This window comes from Deltaproteobacteria bacterium IMCC39524 (assembly GCA_029667085.1).
Classification (GTDB): Bacteria; Desulfobacterota; Desulfuromonadia; order Desulfuromonadales; family BM103; genus M0040.
This window is the reverse complement of the sequence record JARUHJ010000001.1, coordinates 1,029,273-1,046,854: the sequence shown is the minus strand read 5'-3', so window position 1 is coordinate 1,046,854 and position 17,582 is coordinate 1,029,273. Positions and strand designations below refer to the sequence as shown.

Sequence of the window (17,582 nt, the reverse complement as noted above, 5' to 3'; positions counted from 1 at the left end):
TTAATGAGGAAGTTGCCCGTCGTTGAATAGCTCAACAAAGGATGTAGCGACTTCAGGGTCAAATTGGGTGCCGGAATGGTCGCGTATCTCCTGTATGGCAATCTCGTGAGAGAGAGCTTTACGGTAGGGTCTGTCAGAGGTCATGGCGTCATAGGTGTCACAGACAGCCAGGATCTTTCCTTCCAGGCGCCAGTTCTCACCAGTCAGGCCATTCGGGTAACCGTTACCATCATAGCGTTCGTGGTGCTGCTCAATAATCTCGCGAACTGTACCAAGGAAGCTGATCGGCTCAAGTATGCGCACGCCGATGGAGGGGTGCAACTTGAGAACGTCGATGTCCGCAGGGGTCAACTTCTCCTTCTTGTGGAGGAGGTTGACATCGATGCCTATTTTGCCAATATCGTGCAGGATCGCAGCTTGCTCGAGTTGCTTGAGGGCGTCGCCTTCCATCCCCATCTTCTTCGCCAGAGAGACACTGAAGCGTGTGACGCGCTCGGAATGGCCACGAGTGTAAGCGTCACTCGCCTCGATGGCCGAGACGAGCGCCTGAACTGTATTGAGGTACGTGGTCTCCTGCTCTTCATAGAGTCGGGCGTTACGGATGGCGATACTGGCCTGGGCTGCAATGGTCGAGAGAAGTTCGAGGTCAGAGTTGTTGAATTCTGTGCCATCAACCGGGTTGGCGATGGTGATCGTGCCGATGACTTTCTCTTTATCGTTTAATGGCGCGCAAAGAACGGACTCTCGGATAAAGCCGAGCCGGCTCATCTTGCTGAACTCACGGGCTTTGTCAACATCTTTTACTAGCTTGGGCTCATTGTTGTTCATGACCCAATAGGAGACACCACCAGGTTTCAGGGGGACCTCCAGTTGACGATCGAACTCGTCACTGAGGCCTGCTCCGCCACCAACGACCAGGTTGCCACTCTTCTCGTTCAACATGAGAATGTAGCCGATCTGGGCTTTCATGGTCTCCAAGCTCTTCTGGCTGAGAAGGTTCAGGAGCTTGTCGAGATCCATGGTGGCGTTAACGGCCAAGCCCATTTTGTAAAGCGCCTGTAAACGTTCCACCGCCTGGGTTAGTCCAATGTTCTTCTCTTCGAGTTCGCTGGCGAGGTCGGCAATCTTGTAGTTGGCTTCCTCGATCTCCTCGATACGTTCCTCGAGGTTGATGTTGAGATACTCAATCTCCTTGAGGCGATCCTCAAGGGTCATGTTCATTGCATGGATTTCTTCGTTGTGAGCCAGTTTTTCTTGGTTGACTGCAAGCTCACGCTCGTTATTCACTGTTTTTTCTACAAGCTCCCTCAGCCGCTGCACCATGTAGTTGAACTTGGAAGAGAGTAGCGTCATTTCGTCGGAACTGCTGACGACAGTGTGTGCCTGTTCGAATTCGCCCTGCTCAACAAGGTCCATGGCGGTGACCAGCTTGCGAATCGGGGCGTCAACGTAGATCAGGAGAAACGCAGTAATGGTCAGAACCAGTATGACCAACATGACGCCGGAGGCGACCATGGTTGCGTTTCGTCCACTGCTCTGCATGTTTGCCAAAGTGTTCAGGGAGAGTTGCAGGTTGAGGATGCCAAGAACCTTGAGGTTCTCGTCGTGGCACCCATAGCACTCCTGCGCATTATAGATAGGGACCAAGGAGTTGAAGTGGTCCTGGCCGGAGAGTGTGCTTGCGTAAGAGAAGTTCCCTGTTCGGTAGGCCATCAGTTCCGAGGTTGAAACCAGTTCGCCTATCTCTTCCGGCAGGGCGGCCATCAGGATACGTCCGGATTCATCAAAGATCCGTACGCTATTTATGGCCGGCTCATTGTTGATTTTACCGAGAATGTGGCCAACCTGGTCGTTCTTACCGTTGGCCATGTCCGTAATGATACTGTTGCGGATTGTTTCTGTCAGCATGCGGCCATGTTCTGACGCCAGTTTGCTGAGCATGGCTTTCTGCGTTTTCAGGTTGTACCAGGTTGTCAGACCAATGGCGACCATCAGAATGATACAACACAAGCCGAGGAATTTTATCTTAAGAGAGTTCATGAATGAATTATTTGCCGCCTGTCTTCGTACTAACCTCTAAATTAAAATACGTCATAACGCCAATGGGCCGTTATTTGACGCAACCGTACGGAGCGAGACAACTGTTAAAATTACAGTCAAAAACGTCTTGACTTGACTCTATTCTCACATCGCTATACGATCGCAGGGTTTGCCACTTCTGAAAATCATCATTTCTGTTCTGTTACTGGGCTCGCGAGCCTTATAACGAAATTTTATTTTGCAATAAGCAGACCAGAACTCTTGTGTAAGGATGTTATCTTTCTCTCATGTTGCCTGAAGCTCTTATCGTTGTTCTCGGTGTAGTTCTGATCGTAGAAGGTATGCCGTGGTTTCTCTCGCCAAAGGGAACCAAGCGTATGCTGAGTGAACTCTCACAGCTGAACGATAAAGCTCTGCGTGTTGTCGGCCTGGTTTTTATGCTGGCCGGTTTGTTACTTGTTTACTTTGTTAAAGGCTAATCAATTTATATGAATAAATATATTGGTTCAAGCGTAAATTTTCTATGCAGCTGAGTGAATACGATTTTGAGCTCCCGCAACATCTAATAGCTCAAAACCCTCTTGGCGATCGTTCTGCTTCGCGACTTTTGTCCCTGGACAGGTCCTCTCAGCAAATTGGCCACCGTTGTTTCACCGAGCTTCCCGAACTCTTACGCGATGGTGATCTCCTGGTTCGTAATGAAACCCGGGTCATACCGGCGCGATTGCTGGGTAAGAAAGAAAGTGGAGGGCAGATCGAGCTCTTGCTGGTGAAACAGTGTGATCCTGTGCAGAACATCTGGCGCTGCATGACGCGCAGCTCAAAGCCGGTCCGGATTGGCGCCAGGCTTGATTTCTCTGTGGGCGTCTACGGTGAAGTCGTTGAAGCTGTTGAAGACGGTCACCGCCTAGTACGTTTTGCCCCGTCCAACAATTTTTTTGAAACGCTTGAGCGTGTCGGTCATATGCCGTTGCCTCCCTATATCCGCCGCGAGGATCATGAGCAGGACAAAGACCGTTATCAGACCGTGTTTGCAAACAAACCGGGAGCCATTGCCGCGCCGACGGCAGGGTTGCATTTTACTGAAGAGACTTTTACTGCTCTTGCCAAGCGCAATATAGATGTCTGCAGCATCACGCTTCATGTGGGCCCGGGAACTTTTCTGCCGGTTCGCGCAGAGAATCTGGATGACCATCGCATGCATTCGGAAGCCTACGAAGTCACAGAAGAGGCCGCGCAGCAAATAAACAAGGCGCGCGCAGACGGGCGACGGATCATTGCCCTGGGCACCACTGTGACGAGAACACTGGAGCACGCGATCGATGATAACGGGTTATTGCAGGCCGGGCAGGGTGAAACGGCTCTTTTTATCAGACCAGGTTTTCAGTTCCGCCTGATCGATGCACTGATAACCAACTTTCATCTACCTAAGTCGACGCTGCTCGTACTGGTGTCTGCTTTTGCCGGTAAGGATTTTATTCTCAAGGCTTATCAGGAAGCTGTCGAACAAGAGTACCGGTTCTTCAGCTATGGCGATTGCATGTTGATTGAATAGTTTAAAGCGTGGGACGAGGTGCGGGTACGGGGAAAGCGTAATACTGTTTAAAAATGGATCGTATAGTAGAAATTGATGAGTTCTTTAAATAAAAATTTACATAAAGGGCCGATGACCTTTGACCTTTTAAAAGAGTGTTCGGAGACCCGGGCTCGCCGCGGTACTATTCATACGCGTAGAGGCGCTGTTGAAACACCGGCCTTCATGCCGGTGGGTACGCAGGGTACAGTCAAAGGGATGATGCCCGAGCAGCTTAAGGAGATCGGCTCGCAGATTATCCTGGGCAACACCTATCACCTTTACCTGCGTCCTGGTCATGAGCGGATGGCTCGCTTCGGTGGCCTGCATAAATTCATGAACTGGGATCGGCCGATTCTCACCGACAGCGGCGGTTTTCAGGTTTTCAGTTTGGGAGATCTACGTAAAATCGATGAGGACGGGGTCCGTTTCCAGTCCCATCTTGATGGCAGCAAACACATCTTGACTCCCGAGCTCTCGATTGCCATTCAGGAAGCCCTCGGTTCAGATATCATGATGGTCTTCGATGAATGTATTCCGCACCCGTCGACGCGAGAGTATATATGTACTTCGACAGCCCGCTCAACGCGTTGGGCGGCTCGTTGTAAAGACGCTCGTACGGATGAGAGCGCTGCTCTCTTCGGTATCGTTCAGGGTGGGATGGAAGAGGACTTACGGCAGAAGAGTGTTGAAGGGCTACTTGAAATCGGTTTTGACGGCTATGCCCTTGGCGGGCTTTCCGTTGGTGAACCTGCAGAAGTCATGTATCAGGTCATGGACTGGTCATTGCCTTTGCTGCCCAAAGATCATCCCCGCTACGTGATGGGTGTCGGTACCCCGGAAAATCTTGTTGAAGCCGTTTCCCGTGGCGCTGACATGTTCGATTGTGTCATGCCGACACGTAATGCCCGCAACGGTGTTCTCTTTACCAGCTTCGGTAAACTCAGCATCAAACAGGCCCGTTTTATCGAAGATGAAATGCCGATCGATCCGGAATGCTCCTGCTATGTCTGTCGCAACTATAGTCGTGCATATTTACGTCATTTGTATCAAAGTAACGAAATCCTCTCATCGGTATTGAATACTACCCACAATCTGTATTACTATCTGCACCTCATGAAGAGGATGAGAGATGCCATCAGTGAAGGCACCTTTAAAATATTTCGTGAAGATTTCTATCGAAAACGTATACCAACCGGTGAAGCTTAAGGCTTGCACCGGTTCAGTATGACTACTTGAAAAAATATAACTAACTAATATCAGGAGGAAAAACATGTTCGCAACAAACGCATATGCAATGGCAGGTGGCGCTGAACAACAAGCTGGAGGGTCCGGTATGGAAGGGATTGTGATGCTGGTCATCATGTTTGCAATCTTTTACTTGTTGCTGATCCGTCCGCAACAGAAGCGCGCCAAACAGCACAAAGAACTGGTACAAAGTTTGAAAGCTGGCGATCAGATTGTTTCCGCCGGTGGTATTCACGGTAAAGTTGTGGCTGTTCAGGAAGATATAGTGACCCTCGAAGTTGCCAGCAATGTTCGTATTAAAATCAACCGCAGCTCTGTCGTTGGCACCAAGACAGATAGCCTGGAAGAATAGCTGTCAATTCATAAAGCGTCTGTCTGAAGGATCGAATTCCGATATTTTCGGATCAGACTTTCTCCAGGCACTCTAATTTAGACGTATGGCGGTCTGCTTTTCGCGGACCGGTTGAAAGGAGATGCAACAGAATGTCCAATAGCCTCAAGATTCGGACCGGCCTGGTTCTGGGCTGCCTCATCCTGGCCCTTGTCTCGCTCGGACCGACGCTCTTCGGTAGTGATTTGCCGGACTGGTGGCGCAAGACTTTTGACCCGATTCACCTCGGTCTTGACCTGCAAGGTGGCATGCACCTGGTTCTCGGTGTTGATGTCGATAAAGCGGTTGAAAGTCGTCTCGATACGATTGTCGATCAGTCGGAAGACCTGTTGCGTGAAAAGGACGTGATCTTCAAGAGGATCGATCGATCTTCCGGAGAGCGCATCATTGTCACCGTTTACGATGAAGAAGCTGGAGAGCAGGCCGATACGATCATGGCCGAAAATTTCCCGAATCTCGAAGCGATGACGCTGACGGCCGAAGGTGCTTATATCCAGAAGAATTATCGTTTGAGCGACAATGAAATCGAGGCGGTTCGCGAGTACGCTGTTCGCCAGGCCCTTGAAACGCTACGCAATCGTGTTGACCAGTTTGGTGTGAGTGAGCCTACCCTGCAACGCCAGGAAGGCAATCGCATCCTGATTCAGTTGCCTGGCGTCAAGGACCCTCAACGCGCCATCGATCTGCTCGGTAAAACGGCGCGTCTTGAATTTAAGATGGTTATGGAAGATGCCAACCCGCAGGACGCTATTGCAGGGAACCTGCCTTCCGGTGGCCAACTCCTTTATGAGCGTCGGGTTGATCCCCGCTCTGGAGCGGTTTCCGAGAGCCCTCTCGTCGTCGAGGACAAAACGGTTCTAACAGGTGACCTTCTCTCCAATGCCCAGGTTCGTATCGACACCCGCTTCAACGATCCTTATGTTGCTATCGACTTTAACTCGGTTGGCGCGAAACGCTTTGATCAGATTACCGGTGCCAATGTCGGCAAACGAATGGCGATCGTCCTGGACGACACGGTTTATTCCGCGCCAGTTATCCGCGAGCGGATTTCCGGTGGCAGTGCTCAGGTCAGCGGCAGCTTCACCGAGCAGGAAGCCACGGATCTGGCAATCGTTCTGCGCGCAGGCTCCTTGCCTGCGCCGGTTGACATCCTTGAAAACCGCACCGTCGGACCGTCTTTGGGTCAGGATTCAATCGATCAGGGCATGCGCTCGGTTCTGATCGGCTTCGTGCTGGTCGTCGTCGCCATGTTGATTTATTACAAATTCTCCGGTCTCGTTGCCAATACCGTCCTGATGTTGAATCTTGTGTTCATCATGGCCATGTTGTCGATCTTTGGTGCAACCCTGACGCTGCCCGGTATCGCCGGTATCGTTTTGACCGTCGGTATGGCGGTTGATGCCAATGTCCTTATTTTCGAGCGGATCCGGGAAGAGCTGCGTCTGGGTAGAACACCCCGTGCTGCTCTGGAAGCCGGTTTCGAAAAAGCGAAGCTGACGATTATCGATGCCAATGTAACAACCCTGATTGCTGCACTGGTCCTGTTCCAGTTCGGCACCGGTCCGGTTAAAGGTTTTGCCGTCACTTTGTCGGTCGGCATCATTTCATCACTCTTTACCGCAGTTGTGGTTTCGCGACTGATTTTCGATCTTTACCTGTCGCGCTGTAAAGTTGATCGCCTGAGTATCTAGGAGCTCTCAATGCAGATTATCAAGCATGATATAAATATCGATTTTGTCGGTAAGCGGAAACTGGCCATGATCATCTCTGGCGTTGTTATCCTGCTCGGACTGGCATCCCTGGTCATTAATGGTGGCCCGAATTACGGCATCGATTTTGTCGGTGGAACCCTGGTTCAGGTCAAATTCGCTGAAAACACTGATGCGGGCAAGATCAAGGACAGCTTGTCGACCCTGGACCTCGGCTCGGTCGTCGTCCAACATTTTGGCGATGATGCCAATGAGTACCTGGTTCGTGTCCAGGAGAACGCCAATAACAAAGAACTCTCCAAGCTGATCTCCGGAAGCCTGGAGTCGAGCTACGGTGCCGGGAAAGTCGATATCCGCCGGGTTGAAATGGTTGGTCCCCAGGTCGGGAAGGACTTGCGTCAGAAAGGTTTGCTGTCGATCCTCTATGCGATGATCGGGATTCTGATCTATATCTCCTGGCGTTTTGAACTGCGTTTTGCGGTCGGTGCCATTATCGCTCTGTTGCACGACGTACTGATTACCCTGGGTGCCTTCTCGCTCAGCGGTCGGGAAATTGACCTGCCTATTATTGCAGCATTCCTGGCGATTATCGGTTATTCCCTGAACGATACGATCATTGTTTATGACCGGATTCGGGAAAATTATGGCAAGCACCAGAAGAAGGGTTTCACTGCGGTTGTTAACAGCTCCATTAATGAGACCCTGTCGAGAACCATCCTGACTTCAGGAACGACCATGCTGGTTGTTCTTGCGCTCTTTGTGTTCGGCGGTGGCGTTATTCACAATTTTGCGTTTGCCCTGCTTATCGGTATTCTGGTCGGTACTTACTCCTCGATCTTTGTTGCCAGCCCGGTTTTGATCTTCTGGGATGATTATCGTTCTGGTGGTCAGAAGAAGGTTGCTGCAGAAGGGGGTGCTCGATGAAAAAAGAAACTCTGCTTATTGTTGTTGTCACCTTGGTTGCCGGCTTCATTATCGGTTTGATGTTTGGGCAGAACGATTCCGGGACAAAGACTTTGGCTCCTGCGGGGGCTCCGACCGGTCCTATGCCAACGGTTAATCTGCAACAGAAACTCGGTGAATTGAAAAATATTGTTGCTAACGACCCGACCAACTTTCAGGCCTGGGTTGCACTTGGCAACGAATATTTTGATAGCAACCAGTTTATGGATGCGATTGAGGCCTATGACAAGGCTCTTGCCATCAAACCGGATTCACCGAATGTTCTCACTGATCAGGGTGTTATGTTCAAGCGTTTGGGCTGGTTTGATCGGGCTATTGGCAACTTCACCAAAGCCAATCAGGTTGACCCGTCTCACGCTACGAGCGTATATAACCTTGGCATTGTTTATCGCTATGATCTTCAGGACTTTCCAAAAGCCGAGGAGGCGTGGACGAAGTTCCTTGAAATCAGTCCGACCGGGCCTGGCTCAGATCGGGTTCGACAGGATCTTGAGTTTTTGAGAAGTCATCCACAGGTTGAGAAGTAATAAACATGATCATCGGGCCGGAGCTTGCTACCGGCCCGATTTTTTTTGCATACTGTTGTTAGCCTGCTTTTTGGCTTTCAAGAAGCTTTAAGCTCTTTTTTAACGCAAAGCCGCAAAGGCGCAGAGACTTCCGGTCACACTATATTCTCTTGCTGGAATTTCCTTGGCGTCCTGTCTGGATTCTCCTGGCGTCATTGCGTTAAAGTTTTGTTTTGATCCCATGGCAACAAGATCCATCCGTTTTACGTGGTTTTTGTTAAGGATGTCATTCATGTCCTGCTCTTTTCTCACACTCAAATGTTATCTTCTGCTTGGTGGGCTATGCCTTCTTATGGTGGGTTGTCTGTCCGGAAAAGATCAGACGATTCGTGGCGTTTTGCACGGTGAGCATGTCTGGCAGGGAGAGGTCTATGTTGCCGAAGATGTGGTCCTTGAAGAGGATGTTAGGCTGACAATTCTTCCCGGCACCCGGGTACGTTTCCTGCCTGCTGAAGCCGATGGCGGCGGCTGGATTGAACACCCCCATTTTCCTGGCAACGAGCTGATCATAAAAGGGCAGGTGCTTGCTGTGGGTACGGCTGAGAACCCAATCTTTTTCGAAGCTGTTGATTCTTCCGCGGCCGCAGGTTTCTGGGGCGCCATCAATCTGGTCGGCAGCCCTGAAGCTATCTTTGAATACTGTGTTTTCAGGCAGGCCGATAGCGCTGTGCATAGCTGGGACTCTCAGGTTTATATTGAGCAGTCAATTTTTGAAGACAACCTGGTCGGTATTCGTTTCAATGCCTCTGAAATTTTGATCGAGCACAATCTGTTGCGAAACAATCATACCGCTGTCCGCTTTCATCTTGGCTCGCCGGTTATTTGTGAGAACGAATTTGCCGACAATGCTGTCAACCTTTTTGTGACCTCCCATCCCCGTGATTACCATATAGAGAACAACACCTTTGGAAGTCCTTTTGAGTACAATGTGGTGTTCGGCGAAGAAGTCCCTGAAGACGTGAGCTTGCTGCGTAACTACTGGATCAGAGAGACCCCCTCAACGCTTGTCGATAGTTTCTACGATGGTCATCGAAGCCCTTACCTCGGCAAGGTGGTCTTTGAGCCGCAAAGGACAACTCCTTCCAGCCAGGCGGGTCTGTCATGGATCCCGTAATCGAACGCCTCTGGCTGCCTCGTAACGAACAACCTGACCTCAATGCGCTCAACGATTTTGCAGTCGAATTCAAGCTCTCACAGCTGATTGCCCGTATCCTTGCCAGTCGTGAGCCTTCTCTGAATGTTGCTCGTGACTTCCTCAACACCCGTCTCGCTGATTTGCCTGATCCTTTTCTTCTCCCGGACATGGCTGCTGCGGTCGACCGCCTTCAGTTGGCTCTGGCCCAGGGTGAGAAAATCGCTATTCACGGTGATTACGATGTTGATGGTATTACCGGAACCGTTTTACTGCTGGATGGCCTGGCTTCAATGGGTTGTGAGCAGGTTGAATATCACATCCCCTTGCGGCTGCGTGATGGTTATGGCCTTTCTGCAGAAGCCATGCAGAAAGCAGCGGATGAAGGCGTGACCGTCGTCGTTTCGGTTGATTGCGGCGTTACCGCCCATGCCGAGGCCTCACTGGCCAAAGAGTGCGGTATTGATCTGATTATTACCGATCACCACCAGCCTCCCGATGAGCTACCAGAAGCTTTCTCTGTTATTAATCCTCAACGTAGCGACTCCAGCTTTCCCTTCCCGTATTTAGCCGGGGTTGGCGTCGCATTTTTCCTTCTCGTCGCACTGCGTAAAAAATTACGTGACTCCGGCTGGTTCAAGCAACGCTCTGAGCCAGATCTGCGAAATTCCCTCGACCTGGTGGCGCTGGGAACCATTGCCGACCTGGTTCCGCTTAAGGGGATCAACCGGACTTTAACCAGGCATGGCTTGGCTTTGTTGGAAAAAGGTGAACGCGTCGGTGTCAGGGCTCTCAAACAGGTGGCTGGCGTCAAAGAGGTTAGCTGCGGTGTGGTCGGTTTTCAGATGGCACCCCGCCTGAATGCTGCCGGGCGTATGGAAGACGCCGGGCTAGGTGTGGAACTGCTTCTTGAAAAGGATATGGTGCGTGGCCTGCATACCGCGCGGTATCTCGATCAATGTAATCGAGAACGCAGGGTTATAGAAAAAGAAACCTTGCAAGAGGCTGAAAGAGCCGTTGCAAAACTTGGCGCTGCTCACACGCACTCTATCGTGCTCGGTGGCGAGGGCTGGCATTCCGGGGTTATTGGCATCGTTGCCAGCCGGCTGGTCGATCGTTACTCACGGCCAACGGTTCTGATTGCATTGGATGACGCAACAGGCAAAGGCTCATGTCGTTCGATCCGTGGGTTCAACCTCTACCATGGCTTGCAGAGCTGCGCGGACTACCTGCTTGCTTTCGGTGGTCACGAAATGGCTGCCGGTCTGAGTGTTGTTGCCGATCAGCTGCCGGCTTTCGCGGCCGAATTTGAAGCACACGCGCGATCCGTTCTTTCTGAAGATGATTTGCAGCCTAAGCTTTATCACGATGGTGTTGTCCTGCTCGAGGAGATGGATCTGGACGTTCTGCGACAACTGGAAGGACTGGCTCCCTTCGGGATGGGCAACCCTGAACCTGTTCTGGTTGTAGAGTCCGTGCATGCCATGCAGGTTAAGCCTGTGGGGGATACACATTTGCGTTTCACTGCATGTCAGGGAGCCTTCAGCCATCCGGCGATTGCTTTCGGCATGCTCGATCGTCGTGAAGAATTTCAGGGAGCGGTTGACCTGTTGGTTTCGCCGCAGATCAATCGTTATAATGGTCGTGAATCAGTACAACTGAGGATCAAGGATGTCAGACCGGCCCAATAATAACGAAGCCAGGCAGAATGAAAGAAGCGTTCTCTATATCCTTGTCGGGGGAATGCTTGGCCTGGTCGTCGCCATGGGGATAGGGCGTTTTGCCTTTACTCCGATTCTGCCGCTGATGCAACGTGACCTTGCCATGAGCAACACCGTGGCGGGATGGCTCGCGGGACTCAATTATCTTGGCTATCTTGCTGGGGCTGTTCTTTGTTCCATCTCTCCTCAAATCCTGCGCTCTCGATTCGTGACCGGCAGTGCTTTGCTGCTGAGTCTTGTCACGACACTCTTCATGGGCTTGACCGTCTCCGCTTTCTGGTGGGGCACGATGCGCCTGGTCGGTGGTTGGGCCAGCGCGATTCTTTTTATCGTTATTTCCGCAGAAGTTGGTGAAGCTTTGACCCGGCGCGGCTACGGTCACTGGGTCGGCGCATTATACGCTGGTGTCGGTTTTGGTATCGCGATCAGCGGCTTGATCGTTCCGCAACTTGATCTGATTGGAGGTTGGAGTTTCTCCTGGATAGGCATGGGCGTGATAGCGTCGGTCTTGGCTGTTTTCGGTATTCTCCTCGGTCGAAGACGCGACCTTGTTCAGTCGCTGACGATCAATAAGTCGGAACGCTCCGGAAGTTTGCGTGTGGTGCGTCTGCTCGCTGTTGCCTATTTCTTTGAAGGTCTTGGCTATATCGTCACGGCCACCTTTATTGTCGCCATTATTACCGTAACCCCCGGGCTCGAAAGCTTTGCCCCCTACAGCTGGGTTGCGGTTGGTCTGGCTGCCGTCCCTTCAACACTCTTCTGGCCTTACCTTGCCCGCCATATTGGCAGTCAGCGTGCTCTGCTGTCCGCCTACGCTCTCCAGGCTGCCGGTATCCTGGTCAGTATCCATGCCGACACTGTCTTCGAAGTCGTGTTTGCCGCCATCTCCTTTGGGGGAACCTTCATGGGGATCGTCGCAATGACTCTGGCCGAAGGCAATCAGCGCATGCGGGGGGAAGGGGGCCGCGCTGCCGCGTTTCTGACTGCAAGCTTTGGTGTTGGCCAGGTGCTTGGCCCTGTCCTTGCCGGTATCCTGGCAGATCTGCAGCAGGGTTTTGCCTTGCCATTAATGCTGGCAGCTGCTTGTGTCATCCTGGGTGGAATTTTTATTGCTTTGGACAAGCGTTTTCAGGTGGTTCGGTGATGACACTGCTGCAAAAGCGTAACGCAAAGACGTAACGCAAAGGAGCAAAGAGAATCAGGACAAGACGCAAAGTGAAAGCTTGTAAGAATGAATCGGAAAGCTCAAGCGGTTTGCTGACGCAAAGGCTCGTAGACGCTGAGTTTAAATATCAGAATTGGATTTTTTAATTTTAAGTTTTTTCTCTGCGTTCTTTGCGTCTATGCGTTAAATCCTTTCTTTGTATTAACTCCACAGATTCCTGCAGCAAACGCTCTGTGACATATTCTGTCGTTCCCTCTGTTAAGATAAAATCAAACCCAAAGGGAGGATCATATGATCTACATAGGTACGACACAAGACAACGGCAGCGCCATCTATTTTGATATCCACGCAGCAGAACGACAAGGCCGTGGAATGCGCTTCTGTGGCACACTCGGAGATGGCTCGTACGAAGGTGAAGTCCTCGTTGAGATCGGCAGTAGCGATTGTGTGACCTTCGCAGATGCCTGGCTTGGCGGCTCTGGCTTCAGTGAATTTATGGATCGATGCAGTGCTGAGGTTCTGGAAAGGGCTCTGCTTGATTCGGTTCGTGAGATGCCATTATTTCAATCGCGACCGAGTCAGCCCCATAGTCACTCTTTCCCTTGTCTGGGTAACGGTGTTGCTGAGTCTTTACCTCTATGGAAGAGCTGCAGCGGATGATTGCATTGCGATGACCGGTTGAGGTAAAAAGGGGCACACACTTTTCCCGGAAGGTATTCATGCGCACCTTAGTCCTTGCTTCAACCAGCCCCTATCGCCTGCAGTTGATGCGTCAACTGGAACTCAACTTTCATGTCGCTGCTCCTCTGTACAAGGAAAAGATGGACGCAAGCGTTTCAGCAGAGTTGCTGGTTAAACATCAGGCCTTGCAGAAGGCGAAGAGTATTGCCGCAAATTATGATAATGCCCTGATCATCGGCTCAGACCAGGTCTTTGTGGATGCACGGCATCGCGTCCTTGGTAAGCCCGGGACGGCCGAAAAGGCGATTGAGCAGTTGATGGAAATGCAGGGGCGAAAACATACGTTTTATACAGGCCTGGCGATCTATGACAGTGCCAGCGGCGACAGCTTGATGGAGTTCGACACATTTACCGTTTCAATGCGGAAGCTGACTGAAGAACAGATCAAGCACTATGTGACCAAGGAGAACCCGATTGATTGCGCGGGTTCCTTCAAAATAGAAGGGCTGGGGATAGCTCTGATGGATCAGATGGCTGGTAATGACTATACAAGTTTGATTGGTTTGCCTTTGATTTTGCTGGTTAATATGTTGAGTCGGTTTGATGTAGAGGTCCTTTAACCTAAGAATTTTATGAGAAATTCAGAAGCGCCACGTTTATCAGTGATTGAACGGAAAAGGTCGTGCCGGTCGGACGAGACCCTCCGGATTTTAACCTGCGGGAAATCGAATCCAGGTCACCAAAATCGACATTTTAACATTCCATCAAAGACCAGAACTCTGTATTCTAATATCTTCTTGTAGCATCTGCTTTAGCACTAAATTCTGAATCAGTCAGCCCGCAGTTTCTTTTTTTAAATCCTGACCTCTAGGTTATGCCACTCATGCAGCACGCCAACTTTGTCCACTTGCATTGCCATACCCAATACAGCCTGCTCGACGGTGCCATTCGCGTTGGCGATCTGGTGAACCGGGCCAGTGAATATCGCATGCCTGCAATGGCTGTTACCGATCATGGCAACATGTTTGGAGCCCTGGAGTTTTACTCCAAGGCTCGAGCTGCCGGCGTCAAGCCTATTATCGGCTGTGAGGTTTATGTTGCCTCCGGATCGCGCCATGAGAAGAGCGGTGCGGCCTCTTCAAGTGACGCTTCCGGTCATTTTATTCTCCTCTGCAAAAACCGTAAAGGTTACCGCAACCTGTGCCACATGGTCTCAACGGCTTATCAGGATGGTTTCTATTACAAGCCGCGTATCGACTGGAATCTGCTCAGGGAAAATAACGAGGGTTTGATTGCTCTTACTGCCTGCCTTGGCGGTGAAATTCCCAGTCTGATCACCCGTGGTCGTATGGATCATGCTCGTCAGCGAGCGGAAGAGATGTCCAGGATCTTCGACAACAACCGGCTCTATCTTGAATTACAGGAGAACTATCTTCCTGAGCAGGAGGTCGCCAATAAGGGGCTGATTGAACTTGGCAAGGATCTCGGTTTGCCTCTGGTCGCGACCAATGACTGCCATTACCTGACCCGTGAGGATGCTTTTGCCCACGAAGTCCTCCTCTGCATCCAGACCGGCAAGACGATGGACGATCCGAACCGGATGCGTTTTGCCAACGAGGAATTTTACGTTAAGACTCCCGATGAAATGGCGGAGCTTTTCAAGCACGTTCCAGAGGCAATCAGTAACACTGTTGAAATTGCCGAGCGTTGTAACCTGGAACTCGACGTAAGCGGCAAGAATTATCATTTCCCGGCGCTGGAGCTTGGAGCAGACAAGACCCCGAGCCTGGCACTCGAAGAGGATTCGTATGCTGGTCTCGAAGAGCGGTTTGTCGAAATTCGTAAACTGCGCCCTGATTTTTCTGAAGAAGAAGTCGAAGCCTACAAGGAACGTCTCAAGGAAGAGCTGGGAATCATCAACCAGATGGGTTTCCCCGATTACTTCCTGATTGTCGCCGATTTTATCAACTGGGCCAAAGATCATAACATCCCGGTTGGTCCGGGCCGAGGTAGTGCGGCCGGCAGTCTGGTTGCCTTCGCCCTGAGAATTACCGATATCGACCCCATCCCGTACCATCTACTCTTTGAGCGTTTTCTGAACCCTGAACGTATCTCCATGCCCGATATCGACGTCGATTTCTGTATCAACGGACGCGAGGATGTCATCAACTACGTGCGGGATAAATATGGCCGGGAGAACGTTGCCCAGATCATCACCTTCGGGTCAATGCTGGCACGCGCTGTTATTCGCGATGTTGGCCGTGGCATGGGGATGCCATACGGTGAGGTCGATACGATTGCCAAGTTGATTCCCAACCCCACCGGCAAGAAGGTCACGCTCAAGGATGCACAGAAGCAGGAACCACGTTTGCGGGAACTGATCGAGAAAGACGGCCGGGTTAGAAAACTCTTTGAGGTTGCGCTCTCTCTAGAAGGTTTAACTCGCCACGCATCCACTCACGCTGCCGGTGTCGTGGTTACGCCCAAGCCATTGACCGAATATTTGCCCCTCTATGTCGATCCCAAGTCGCATGGCCAGGTCACCCAGTTTGATATGGGCTTTGTCGAGAAGATCGGCCTGGTTAAGTTTGACTTTCTCGGTTTGAAAACACTCACCGTCATCGATAATGCGGTGCGCTTGATCAGGGAAGGCAAGAACCCGGACTTTGATCTCAACCTGATCCCAAATGATGACGAGGTCTCATTTCAACTCCTCAGTCGCGGTGAAACGACCGGTGTTTTTCAGCTTGAGTCATCGGGTATGAAAGAGTACCTGATCAAGCTCAAGCCCTCCTGCTTTGAAGACCTGATCGCAATGGTCGCCCTGTACCGTCCGGGCCCGCTCGGTTCGGGGATGGTCGACTCGTTCATCAAGCGTAAGCATGGGGTCGAAACCTTTACTTATGATTTCCCTCAGCTTGAGCCGCTCCTTAAGGACACCTACGGGGTTATCGTCTACCAGGAACAGGTCATGCAGATTGCCCAGGTCCTTGGTAACTACAGCCTTGGTGGCGCAGACCTGTTGCGGCGAGCTATGGGTAAGAAGAAGGCCGAGGAGATGGCCAAGCAGAAAAAGCTTTTCCTCGATGGCGCCAAAGAGAACAAACTGGACACCAAGAAGGCCGAAAAAGTCTTTGACCAGATGGAAAAGTTCGCCGAATATGGCTTTAACAAGTCGCACTCGGCGGCCTACGCCTACATTGCCTACCAGACCGCGTACCTCAAGGCTCACTACCCGGTCGAGTTCATGGCCGCGCTGCTCACCGAGGATATGGAAAATACCGAGAAAGTCATTAAGAACATCAACGAGATTCGCAATATGGAGATTGCGATTCTGCCGCCGGATGTCAATGCATCGTGTTGCGATTTCACCGTACACGATAAAGATATTCGTTTCGGCCTGGGCGCAGTCAAAGGAGTTGGTGGCGGTGCTGTTGAGGCGATCGTCGAGGCTCGTGAGGAAGGCCCCCCTTTCGAGTCCCTGCATAATTTTTGCGAGCGCGTCGACCTGCGTCGGGTCAATAAGAGGGTTGTTGAAGCGCTGGTCAAATGCGGTGCCTTTGATTCGCTAGAGAAACACCGCTCTCAATTCATGGCGGCGGTCGAGGAAGCCATGGAGTCCGGGCAGAAAATGCAGCGCGAAAAAGAGTCCGGTCAGGAATCGCTATTTGGCACAGATCAGATCGTTACCCAGAGTGGCCACGCCTACGGCAAACTCCCAGAGTTGGAGGAATGGCCGGAGAATGTGCTTCTGAGTAATGAAAAGGAAGCGATAGGCTTCTACATTACCGGTCACCCGCTGGCGCGTCACAGCGACGCGATCAAGCGTTTCAGCACTTGTGATACGTCCGGCCTGATGGACCGCACCGACAAGGAAGAAGTGAGTGTTTGCGGTATCGTAACCGGGATCAAGTTGTTGAACACCCGTAAAGGAGATCGCATGGCTTTCGTCACTCTGGAAGACCTGAGTGGCTTTGTGGAGTTAGTTGTCTTCCCGGAGACTTACACCCAGTACTCGGAGCTTCTTAACAGTGAAGAGGCACTGTTGGTCAAGGGCTCTCTGGATATCGGAGAAGATGCCTGTAAGCTTCTGGTGAACGAAGTCGTGCCCCTGAAGGAGGTTCAGACTCGAATGACCCGACGGGTTCACTTCCGTTTGACGACCCCCGGTCTGGATGATCGTCAGTTGCGTTCATTGAAAGAGATCGTAACGCGCTACCGTGGAGAGTGTGATGCGATTATTCATCTGGTTGTGCCAAATCGTAGCGAAACAGTGATATCATTGCCAGAAGAATTGCGTATCCAGCCAAGTGATGAAATGATGGATGACGTCGAGAAATTGTTCGGTTATAATGTCGTAACCTTCGAATAGGTTTGAGCATTTACCCCGTTG

The 17,582-nt window shown here is 51.3% G+C and carries 15 protein-coding genes; 13 read left to right on the top strand and 2 right to left on the bottom strand.

Annotation, left to right across the window (positions count from 1 at the left end):
• Positions 1–2,040 (bottom strand): HD domain-containing phosphohydrolase, encoded by a 2,040-nt coding sequence (locus P9J64_04865; GenBank protein ID MDG5467651.1) that lies wholly within the window; start codon positions 2,038–2,040, stop codon positions 1–3.
• 287 nt (positions 2,041–2,327) lie between these two features.
• On the opposite strand from P9J64_04865, the gene P9J64_04860 reads away from it, so the two are divergent.
• From P9J64_04860 to P9J64_04830, 7 genes are all read left to right on the top strand, one after another.
• Positions 2,328–2,519: a DUF2065 domain-containing protein gene (locus P9J64_04860; GenBank protein ID MDG5467650.1), complete on the top strand. Its 192-nt coding sequence runs from the start codon at positions 2,328–2,330 to the stop codon at positions 2,517–2,519.
• A 44-nt stretch (positions 2,520–2,563) separates the two neighbouring features.
• On the top strand, positions 2,564–3,595 hold the full coding sequence (gene queA, locus P9J64_04855) for a tRNA preQ1(34) S-adenosylmethionine ribosyltransferase-isomerase QueA (GenBank protein ID MDG5467649.1): 1,032 nt from the start codon (positions 2,564–2,566) through the stop codon (positions 3,593–3,595).
• Positions 3,596–3,670: 75 nt separating this feature from the next.
• A complete protein-coding gene (gene tgt / locus P9J64_04850; protein MDG5467648.1) occupies positions 3,671–4,822 on the top strand; it encodes a tRNA guanosine(34) transglycosylase Tgt in 1,152 nt (383 codons plus the stop codon).
• A 64-nt stretch (positions 4,823–4,886) separates the two neighbouring features.
• Positions 4,887–5,213 (top strand): preprotein translocase subunit YajC, encoded by a 327-nt coding sequence (yajC, locus tag P9J64_04845; GenBank protein ID MDG5467647.1) that lies wholly within the window; start codon positions 4,887–4,889, stop codon positions 5,211–5,213.
• A 131-nt stretch (positions 5,214–5,344) separates the two neighbouring features.
• Positions 5,345–6,943: a protein translocase subunit SecD gene (gene secD / locus P9J64_04840; GenBank protein MDG5467646.1), complete on the top strand. Its 1,599-nt coding sequence runs from the start codon at positions 5,345–5,347 to the stop codon at positions 6,941–6,943.
• Positions 6,944–6,952: 9 nt separating this feature from the next.
• Positions 6,953–7,885 (top strand): protein translocase subunit SecF, encoded by a 933-nt coding sequence (secF, locus tag P9J64_04835; GenBank protein ID MDG5467645.1) that lies wholly within the window; start codon positions 6,953–6,955, stop codon positions 7,883–7,885.
• Positions 7,882–8,451, top strand: coding sequence for a tetratricopeptide repeat protein (locus tag P9J64_04830; protein ID MDG5467644.1), 570 nt, complete (start codon positions 7,882–7,884; stop codon positions 8,449–8,451). The genes secF and P9J64_04830 overlap by 4 nt, the downstream gene beginning before the upstream one ends.
• A gap of 99 nt (positions 8,452–8,550) precedes the next feature.
• On the opposite strand, the gene P9J64_04825 is transcribed toward P9J64_04830, so the two are convergent.
• Positions 8,551–8,724, bottom strand: coding sequence for a hypothetical protein (locus tag P9J64_04825; GenBank protein MDG5467643.1), 174 nt, complete (start codon positions 8,722–8,724; stop codon positions 8,551–8,553).
• Here P9J64_04825 and P9J64_04820 point away from each other — a divergent pair.
• From P9J64_04820 to dnaE, 6 genes are all read left to right on the top strand, one after another.
• A complete protein-coding gene (locus tag P9J64_04820; GenBank protein ID MDG5467642.1) occupies positions 8,723–9,604 on the top strand; it encodes a NosD domain-containing protein in 882 nt (293 codons plus the stop codon). The genes P9J64_04825 and P9J64_04820 overlap by 2 nt on opposite strands.
• Positions 9,592–11,313, top strand: coding sequence for a single-stranded-DNA-specific exonuclease RecJ (gene recJ, locus P9J64_04815; protein ID MDG5467641.1), 1,722 nt, complete (start codon positions 9,592–9,594; stop codon positions 11,311–11,313). The genes P9J64_04820 and recJ overlap by 13 nt, the downstream gene beginning before the upstream one ends.
• Entirely contained in the window at positions 11,294–12,487 is a 1,194-nt protein-coding gene (locus P9J64_04810) for a YbfB/YjiJ family MFS transporter (GenBank protein MDG5467640.1), read from the top strand. Before recJ ends, P9J64_04810 begins: the two co-directional genes overlap by 20 nt.
• Before the next feature lie 312 nt (positions 12,488–12,799).
• Entirely contained in the window at positions 12,800–13,168 is a 369-nt protein-coding gene (locus P9J64_04805; GenBank protein ID MDG5467639.1) for a hypothetical protein, read from the top strand.
• Positions 13,169–13,227: 59 nt separating this feature from the next.
• Complete coding sequence (locus P9J64_04800) at positions 13,228–13,809, top strand: Maf family protein (GenBank protein ID MDG5467638.1); 582 nt, start codon at positions 13,228–13,230, stop codon at positions 13,807–13,809.
• A 263-nt stretch (positions 13,810–14,072) separates the two neighbouring features.
• A complete protein-coding gene (gene dnaE, locus P9J64_04795) occupies positions 14,073–17,561 on the top strand; it encodes a DNA polymerase III subunit alpha (protein MDG5467637.1) in 3,489 nt (1,162 codons plus the stop codon).
• Positions 17,562–17,582 lie beyond the last annotated feature (21 nt).

Bases quoted from the DNA above. Each gene is read 5' to 3' on its own strand.
- P9J64_04805 (MDG5467639.1), top strand. From the start codon at position 12,800: ATGATCTACATAGGTACGACACAAGACAACGGCAGCGCCATCTATTTT.
- dnaE (MDG5467637.1), top strand. From the start codon at position 14,073: ATGCAGCACGCCAACTTTGTCCACTTGCATTGCCATACCCAATACAGC.
- secD (MDG5467646.1), top strand. From the start codon at position 5,345: ATGTCCAATAGCCTCAAGATTCGGACCGGCCTGGTTCTGGGCTGCCTC.
- P9J64_04800 (MDG5467638.1), top strand. From the start codon at position 13,228: ATGCGCACCTTAGTCCTTGCTTCAACCAGCCCCTATCGCCTGCAGTTG.
- P9J64_04860 (MDG5467650.1), top strand. From the start codon at position 2,328: ATGTTGCCTGAAGCTCTTATCGTTGTTCTCGGTGTAGTTCTGATCGTA.
- P9J64_04810 (MDG5467640.1), top strand. From the start codon at position 11,294: ATGTCAGACCGGCCCAATAATAACGAAGCCAGGCAGAATGAAAGAAGC.
- yajC (MDG5467647.1), top strand. From the start codon at position 4,887: ATGTTCGCAACAAACGCATATGCAATGGCAGGTGGCGCTGAACAACAA.
- tgt (MDG5467648.1), top strand. From the start codon at position 3,671: ATGAGTTCTTTAAATAAAAATTTACATAAAGGGCCGATGACCTTTGAC.
- P9J64_04865 (MDG5467651.1), bottom strand. From the start codon at position 2,040: ATGAACTCTCTTAAGATAAAATTCCTCGGCTTGTGTTGTATCATTCTG.
- P9J64_04820 (MDG5467642.1), top strand. From the start codon at position 8,723: ATGTCCTGCTCTTTTCTCACACTCAAATGTTATCTTCTGCTTGGTGGG.
- queA (MDG5467649.1), top strand. From the start codon at position 2,564: ATGCAGCTGAGTGAATACGATTTTGAGCTCCCGCAACATCTAATAGCT.
- P9J64_04830 (MDG5467644.1), top strand. From the start codon at position 7,882: ATGAAAAAAGAAACTCTGCTTATTGTTGTTGTCACCTTGGTTGCCGGC.
- recJ (MDG5467641.1), top strand. From the start codon at position 9,592: ATGGATCCCGTAATCGAACGCCTCTGGCTGCCTCGTAACGAACAACCT.
- P9J64_04825 (MDG5467643.1), bottom strand. From the start codon at position 8,724: ATGAATGACATCCTTAACAAAAACCACGTAAAACGGATGGATCTTGTT.
- secF (MDG5467645.1), top strand. From the start codon at position 6,953: ATGCAGATTATCAAGCATGATATAAATATCGATTTTGTCGGTAAGCGG.